General features: G+C 53.9%; 6 protein-coding genes. All 6 read left to right on the top strand.

Annotation, left to right across the window (positions count from 1 at the left end; translation table 11 throughout):
- On the top strand, positions 1–799 hold a 799-nt coding region (locus tag HCU66_RS11305), incomplete at its 5' end, for a glycosyltransferase (RefSeq protein WP_205888562.1).
- Positions 796–1,758, top strand: a complete 963-nt coding sequence (locus HCU66_RS11300; RefSeq protein WP_205888561.1) for a UDP-glucose 4-epimerase family protein — start codon at positions 796–798, stop codon at positions 1,756–1,758. The genes HCU66_RS11305 and HCU66_RS11300, both read left to right, overlap by 4 nt.
- Entirely contained in the window at positions 1,755–2,774 is a 1,020-nt protein-coding gene (locus tag HCU66_RS11295; protein ID WP_205888560.1) for an MraY family glycosyltransferase, read from the top strand. Before HCU66_RS11300 ends, HCU66_RS11295 begins: the two co-directional genes overlap by 4 nt.
- A 440-nt stretch (positions 2,775–3,214) precedes the next feature.
- The gene (locus tag HCU66_RS11290; RefSeq protein ID WP_205888569.1) at positions 3,215–4,042 is read left to right on the top strand and encodes an ABC transporter permease; all 828 of its coding nucleotides are present in this window, start codon (positions 3,215–3,217) and stop codon (positions 4,040–4,042) included.
- Positions 4,032–5,462: an ABC transporter ATP-binding protein gene (locus HCU66_RS11285; RefSeq protein ID WP_205888559.1), complete on the top strand. Its 1,431-nt coding sequence runs from the start codon at positions 4,032–4,034 to the stop codon at positions 5,460–5,462. The genes HCU66_RS11290 and HCU66_RS11285 overlap by 11 nt, the downstream gene beginning before the upstream one ends.
- 2 nt (positions 5,463–5,464) lie before the next feature.
- Positions 5,465–7,701 (top strand): methyltransferase domain-containing protein (locus HCU66_RS11280; RefSeq protein WP_205888558.1); only part of this gene is annotated, 2,237 nt, incomplete at its 3' end.

Genomic DNA, 7,701 nt, shown 5'->3' with positions numbered 1-7,701 from the left:
TGACTCCTCCACTGACGGTACCGCAGCCTGGTGCGCGGCTTATGCAGCAGAGCATCACCAGGTAGTCGTTCTACCGGACGCCGGTAGATTCGGCGGGGCCTCGCGTAACTTCTTTCGATTGATTCGTGATGTCGACTTCGGCTCCTTCGATTTTATTGCCTTTGCCGACCAGGATGACATTTGGCACAAAGACAAACTGCAGCGTGCAGTCGACGCCATTCAAACTCGCCAGGTCGATGCCTACTCCAGCAATGTCACGGCATTTTGGCCGAATGGCGGTACTCATCTATTGAACAAGGCTCAGCCGCAGGTTGAATGGGACTTCCTGTTCGAGGCCGCCGGGCCCGGATGCACTTACGTGATGAGCAAGAAGGTCATTGAAGTGCTCAAGTCCTCCATGATTGCCAATTGGGAGCTACTGCAAGATGTCAGTTTGCACGATTGGTACTGTTATGCCTTTGCCCGCAGTCATGGTTTTAGCTGGTATATCGATCCCCGGTCGTCCATGGAATATCGCCAGCATGAGCGTAACCAGGTCGGTGCCAATAAAGGGCTCAGTTCCCTGATATCTCGTTACAAGACGATTCATGACGGATGGTGGTTCAGTCAGGTGCAGCTGATAGCCCGGTTGGTGGGGCGGGAAACCGATCCATTTGTGCGGGGGTGGCTGAGTTTGCGCCGCACGCAACTGTTACGTCTGTCATTTAGCGCCTGGCGCTGCCGCCGACGGCGGCGTGACAAGGTGTTCTTCTTCTGCATTTGCTGGGCAACCGCGGTCATAGGAACGAAAGTCAGATGATGCCCCTGAATGTTTTAGTCACCGGGGCCAGTGGGTTTGTGGGTGAGGCCCTGGTTATGCACTTGTTGGTCGACAGGCGCTTTTGTCCTGTTGCGGCCGCGCGGGGGGCTACTCGCTTGCAGGGGTTGTGTCGCGTGATGCCCTTCGATCTGACTCGCGCCGAAGTCTTGCCGGCTTTTGAAGGTATTCAGGTTTTGGTTCATGCGGCGGCCAGGGTACATGTCATGCGGGAGGAGGCTGCGGATGCGCTGGCCGAGTTTCGCGACGTCAATGTGCAAGGAACACTAAAGCTGGCCCGGCAGGCGGCGGAGTCGGGGGTCAAGCGCTTCATCTTTATCAGCTCGATCAAGGTCAATGGTGAGTGCACTCCGACGGGTAAGGCTTTCAGGGCTGATGATCTTCCATCTCCCATGGATCCCTACGGTATCTCCAAGTACGAAGCCGAGGAGGCGTTGAAGCATCTTGGGCGCGAAACCGGCATGGAGATCGTCATCATCCGTCCGCCACTGGTTTATGGTCCGGGGGTCAAGGCCAACTTCATGAGTATGTTGGGATGGCTGCGCAGAGGCATTCCGCTGCCATTGGGGGCGGTGAGGAACCGGCGAAGTCTGGTGTCGATAGGAAACCTGATCAGCCTCATCGTCACCTGTATCGATCATCCGGCAGCAGCCAATCAGGTTTTTCTCGTCAGTGATGGTGAGGACCTGTCCACCTCGCAGCTGTTGAGTCGGTTGTCCCGGGCATTCGGGAGGCGGGCGCGGCTGCTGCCGGTCCCTGAATGGTTGCTCAAGCTGGTGGCTTCAATGTTCGGCATGCAGGCAGTCGCTCAGCGCTTGTGTGGCTCATTGCAGGTTGATATAGACAAGAATCGCGAGTTGCTTGGTTGGCTGCCACCGGTCAGCGTAGATCATGCGATGCGCCAAACTGTTAATCATTATCTGGATACAAACACCCAATGAATGTGTGGTGGCTGTTGGCGGCAGTGTTTATTGTCTCTTGGGGGCTGACCTTCGTTTTGCGCCGTTACGCGCTGGCCAAGAGTTTGATGGATATTCCCAATGAGCGTAGTTCTCACGCAGTCCCTACTCCCCGCGGAGGAGGGGTAGCGATTGTAGTTTCCTTTATTCTGGCTCTTCCCGCGCTGTACAGTTCCGGATTGCTTGAACTCAACATCTTTTGTGCTTTGCTTGGCTCTGGACTGTTGGTCGCGCTGATCGGTTTTGCCGATGATCATGGGCATATCGCGGCCAGATGGCGTCTGCTGGGCCACTTTGTTGCAGCTATCTGGGCTTTGTACTGGATGGGAGGGATAGCTCCTGTTTCCATGTTTGGTGTGGAAGTTCAGCTTGGGTGGGCGGGAAGTGTGCTGGCAGCCATTTATCTCGTATGGATGCTGAACTTATACAACTTCATGGATGGTATTGACGGGATTGCAAGTGCCCAGGCTATTTTTGTCTGTCTAGGAGGGTGTCTTATTTCCTTGATGGCTGGAAATCAATCTGTACTGTGGGTGAGTTTGTTATTGTCCAGTGCAGTGGCAGGTTTTCTGCTTTGGAATTTTCCGCCGGCCCGTATCTTCATGGGTGATGCTGGAAGCGGTTTTCTGGGTATTGTCCTGGGGATTCTTTCGCTTTATGCGGCGTGGGGTAACTCCGCGTTGATGTGGAGCTGGCTCATCCTGCTGGCAGTTTTTACAGTGGACTCGACTGTGACTTTGTTGAGGAGGCTGGTGCGAGGAGAGAAGATTTATCAGGCTCATCGTAGTCACGCTTATCAATATGCTGCCCGGCATTTTGCTAGTCACAAGGTCGTTACATTAGGCGTGATTTGTATAAATGTTTGTTGGGTATTTCCTATGGCGGTTCTGGTCGGGAATGGTTATCTGGATGGTTTGACAGGTTTGATCACAACCTGTTTGCCATTGGTTTTTCTCGCTTTCAGATTTACTGCCGGGAAAGCCGAATTGCAGATCTGAAACCCTTCGGAACGCTTGTGTCCCGGGTCAATGATAATGTGGCAGCTGTGGCCACTGCCCGCCCTGCCATTGTCCGGGGATGACCAAACCTGTTAGGATTGCCGACTATTTTGATGCTGTGGATGACCCCGTTCATCGGAGTTTTTGCACGATGATTGGCGGGTTTTTCTTTTCCGTTCGCATCGCAAAGGCGCGTGTTGGAAACGTTTCGACGAGGTTGACCCTATTGCTCATGAGTCTTGTCGTTAAAGCTGTGGGGGTGTTCGAATTTTGGTCAAGGAAGCTAGTATTGGTCATATTTTATGCTCGGCGCCGATTCTCATGCCGGGAATGGTTTTCAGGAGCTCCCGATTCCGGTGTGTTTTCGTAGCGGTTGCTGCTGTGAACCTGCCTCTATGGTCGAAAAAAATGAAATTGACAGAAAACACAAAGGGCTACGCATGAACCCGCACGCTGTTCGCTCAACATCCCCCATGACACTGTTTCGTTCTATCAGTAAAAATCGTGGTTTGATATATAGCCTGATTAAAAGAGATATTGCCGGAAGATATAGTGGCTCTGTCCTGGGGTTGTTGTGGTCTTTTTTTAACCCTGTCCTTATGTTGGCTGTTTATACTTTTGTATTTAGTGTTGTTTTTAAGGCGCGTTGGGTTGGGGGTAGCGGTTCAAAGACCGAGTTTGCACTCGTTTTGTTTGCCGGTCTTATGGTGTTCAACCTGTTTTCGGAATGTATCAACAGAGCCCCAAGTTTGATTCTGTCGAACGTCAACTATGTGAAGAAAGTCATATTTCCATTGGAGATCTTACCCATTGTGACTTTGGGGTCTGCACTTTTTCATCTGTTGGTAAACTTTTTGGTCTGGCTGGTTTTCTACGTGATTTTCTACGGCGTGCCTCACTTGGGTGTGCTGCTCTTTCCGCTGATACTTTTGCCACTGGCCCTCATGACTCTCGGGGTCACCTGGTTTGTGGCTTCCCTCGGGGTATACCTGCGTGATGTGGCGCAGGTCATCAGTACTCTGGTACCGGTCCTGATGTTTTTGTCTCCGGTTTTTTACCCGCTGAAAAGCTTGCCTGAGCGCTTTCAGGCAGTGGTGCAAGTGAGCCCCATTACCGTAGCGGTCGAGCAAGCGCGAGGTCTCATGTATTGGGGAGAATCGTTGGACTGGCGGGTTTGGGGGCTTTATCTGGTGATCTCCTGCGCAATTGCATGGTTTGGTTTTGTTTGGTTCCAGAAGACACGAAAGGGGTTTGCAGATGTCCTCTGATGAGTACTCGATCCGCGTAAATGGTCTTGGCAAATGCTACGAAATTTATGCGACGCCGCGTGATCGCTTAAAACAGTTCATTATTCCTCCGATTCAACGGTTGGTGGGGCGTGAACCGTCATCATATTGCCGCGAGTACTGGGCGCTGGAAAACATTTCGTTCGATATCCGCAAAGGCGAGGCTTTTGGTATTGTCGGTCGCAACGGTAGCGGGAAAAGCACACTTCTCCAGTTGATCACAGGAACCATCGCTCCAACGGTAGGTACTGTTGAAACGCGGGGTCGAGTCGCGGCACTTCTTGAGCTGGGATCGGGCTTCAACCCCGAATTCACCGGTCGCGACAATGTCTATCTCAACGCCATGCTGCTCGGTATGACCCACGATGAGGTCGACGAGCGTTTTGACAAGATTGCAGCCTTTGCCGATATCGGCGATTACCTCGATCAACCGGTCAAGACCTACTCCAGCGGGATGCTGGTACGTTTGGCGTTTGCAGTGCAGGTTCAAATCGAGCCTGACATTCTGATCGTCGACGAGGCCTTGGCTGTCGGTGACGCGCTGTTCCAGAAGCGCTGTTTTGGCCGGATCGAAAAACTGCTTTCCGATGGTGTGACCCTGTTGTTTGTGTCCCACGATCAGGAGTCGGTTCGAACGCTGACCAATCGTGCGATCCTGCTCAAGGGTGGACGAGAAGTTTCGATGGGGTCTGCCTCTCAGGTTCTGCTCGATTACCGCAAACTGCTGCACCAGGAAGAGTCGGATTATTTCTCCAAGCTGATGCAGCCTGCCGCAGACAAGGTTCCGGCTCCGGCTCCCGCTCCCGCTCCTCAGTCCGCTGACTCGAATGCTTCCAGCGAAGGGGGCACGGCACCTGAGTCGAGCGAGTCCTCGGAAAAAAGCCAGGCGGCAGCTGTCTCGGGACGCGCTGATCAGATGTCCTTCGGAGATGGAGGCGTTGAAGTGTTGTCTGTCGGCACATTTGGTGCCGATGACGAGCCGTGCGCGGTTTTTTATCCCGGCGACGTCATTCGGATTCGGGTCAACTGTGTTTCGCACATTGATACCGACAGCATCAATGTCGGTGTGCGTATCCGCAGCCGTGAAGGTATAAAAATATATTCCTGGGGCACTTTGAACCAGGATATGCAGGTTCTGGCCGGATTGCGTGAGGGTGAGCTGTTCTGGAAGCGTCAGCTCAAGGCCGGAGAGCAGTTCCATGTCTGGCTGGAATGCGACTGCTCTCTGGGTTCGAATCTCTATGAGATACAGGCTTCCATTTCCTATGAAGGCAAGCCTGACTATACCGCCCAAAGAATTTTGCACTGGAAAGATGAAGCAGCCTTTTTCCAGACACTGATGCGGCAGGATGAATACTTTTTCGGTGGAATATCCGACTTGCACATGGCCGCCAGGTGGTAATGATGAGTCCAACAAATTCGATTGATTACAGCTCGCTCAATAACGATTACTGGAAAACGGTCATTGCCTCGGGTGAGAGCAATGGCGATTTTCGCGAGTCGTCCAGGTGGGTCGCGAAGACTTGCGGCACCGGCTCTGTGCTGGATATCGGTTGCGGCCTGGGAGGGCTGGTTTCAGAACTCCTGTCGTTGGGTATCAATGCAGTGGGGGTGGATGTTTCGTCCCTTGCAGTGGCAGCCGCCAACAAACGCTTCCCTGATCGGTTCAGCCAGGGGTCTGCGTTATCGTTGCCGTTCACTGATGGCCAGTTTGACACCGTAGTTTCCATTGATTGTCTGGAGCATCTTCATCCTGAAGATGTGCCGGCAGCCTTGCGCGAGATGTACCGCGTTTCTGCCCGGTACGTTTTTCTGCAGATAACAACATCTGTTGAAGAGGGCGAACGCCCTCTGTTAACGACGGCCAAGCGTGACTGGTGGGAAGCTCAGTGTTTCGAGGCGGGATTTCGAAAGCACGAGTTGTACTACCAGATCAATCCTTATGAAGCGCTGAACGAAGACGGGCGGCAGATATTCGTATTGCTGGAGAAGGTGCCTGCCGAGGCGCTGTGCCACTACGACCTGTCTGTTCTTGTTGAAGAGCGGCTGCTGCATACGGACATGCTGCGTGAGGTCGGGCGACGCGGCGACGCGCACTGTATTCGCTATCAGAAGGCTGCCGAGTTCGTGCGTCCGGGCGATCGTGTGCTGGACGTTGCGTGCGGCCTTGGTTATGGCAGTTACATGCTGTATGCGGCTTCGCAGGCCAAATCGGTATTGGGTGTTGACCTGAGTGATTTTGGTATCGCTTATGCAAATGCCCATTACGGTCGCCCAGGCAAGGTCGAGTTCGAGGTCGGTGACGCTCAAGCGCTCAGTTCAATTGCAGATAACAGCATCGACTTCATTGCTGCATTCGAAACAATCGAGCATGTTCCTGAGCCAATGGAGTATCTGCTCCAGTTGAAACGCGTGCTCAAGCCTGGTGGTCGCGTGATGGTCTGCGCTCCGAATAACTGGGCGGACGAAACCGGTAAGGATCCCAATCCTCACCATTTGCATGTTTATACATGGGATCGGCTGGTGGAGGAGTGCGGCACGCATTTCCTGCTGGAACAAGGCATGTTGCAGACGGCGGGTGGTGCTATGAAGTGTCACCACTCCCCGCGCAAATGGGAGACTGTCCCGGTTGACCGCACGCCTGAACAGGAAGCGGAGTGGGTCCTGCTGTTGGGCATGGCCGATCCGCTTGAAGGGGCGTGGGTGCCGTATGAGGAAACTCAGTGGGCATTGCCGGACTCGCCAGAATTCTCGGTCAGTGCATTTGCCCGCGATTACCAGAATCCCTGGTTGGTGCGTGGAATGATTGCTCAGGGCCAGCGCGCACGCTCGGCTTCTTTGTTGCAATCGATGCAGGATCGGGTGTTGGCCACGGCTGCCCCGGACTCGGTTGATTACGGTGCAGCGCTATGTGGCAAGATCTATATCCAATCCCAAGTGGTCGATCTGTCCATTGAACGCTACCAGGCGCTTTTGACGGAAATTCGACGCTTCGCTGCGATTGCCGATCCGTCGCCACACCAGTTGCGTTGGCAGGTCTCCCTGCTCTTTGCCGGCGGTGAACTTGCGCGGCTTCATGGTTGTTTCCAGGATGCAATCGAGTGTTTCACTGAGTGCGCCAGCATTGATGTGATGGCTTACAGCCCATTGCTTGGCAACAAGGTCGTCGATGCGTTGCACTGGTTGTCTGAGTTTGCCGTGGCTCGCGGCGATGAGTCCGCGGCACGAAACTACCTGGTTCGCGCGGTAGCCGAGGTACAGCGCCTTGTCAGTGGGTCGTGGTTGAACATCAGCGGTGGTCCTCAATCGCCACTGCCCTTTGGTCTGGCAGAAGCGGCGCAGTTGCTGGACAAGGCATCGCGAGCCGCTTACATGCTTTCCGTTCTGGATAGTGTTGCGATTCGCCCTGGCATGGTCTATCAGGAATCTAGCGGCTTCTTTGAGCGTCAGCTGGCTGAGCATGACCAGAAGCTCAACGATGTGAACAACTCCATCAGCAGCCTCATGGCTGCACTCGAAGAGAAAGATGCCGCGTGCCGGGGGCTGGTTGAGCAAGTCAACACGCTGGAAAGCCGAACTCACGAGCTGGCTCGCGAGGTCGTCGCACAAGACAAGCATGCACAGAGTCTTGCTCAGGAAGT

The organism is Pseudomonas frederiksbergensis (assembly GCF_017114915.1).
GTDB classification, from domain to species: Bacteria; Pseudomonadota; Gammaproteobacteria; order Pseudomonadales; family Pseudomonadaceae; genus Aquipseudomonas; species Aquipseudomonas frederiksbergensis_I.
This window is presented reverse-complemented; position numbering and strand designations above follow the sequence as displayed.